This is a genomic window from Monashia sp. HAY1-2A, from assembly GCF_056755315.1.
The window spans coordinates 1-244 of the sequence record NZ_JBNDHY010000670.1 but is presented as its reverse complement, the minus strand read 5'-3'; the positions used below and the strand labels follow the sequence as shown (position 1 = coordinate 244).

General features: G+C 38.1%; 1 protein-coding gene. It reads right to left on the bottom strand.

All coding sequences use genetic code 11. The annotated features are described in order from the left end of the window. Positions 1 to 214, bottom strand: a 214-nt coding sequence (locus ACPYOM_RS23490) for a guanylate kinase (RefSeq protein ID WP_481347828.1), incomplete at its 3' end; no start/stop codon positions are given. Positions 215 to 244: the final 30 nt, after the last annotated feature.

Sequence of the window (244 nt, the reverse complement as noted above, 5' to 3'; positions counted from 1 at the left end):
CATCAAAAATGACTACTTTTCCCTGACTCCAGATTTTTTCAACTTCGGATTTCAGTGTTCCGTAATATTTATCGGTATAAACTTCTTCAAATTCCACAAAAGCATCTTCCGCAATTTTCTGCCTGAATTCATCAGGACTTAAAAAATGATAATCCACAGCATGCACTTCGCTTCCTCTCGGCTGCCTCGTGGTACAGGAAATCGAGAACTGCAATTCATTAAATACTTCCAGAGAATGTTTTAC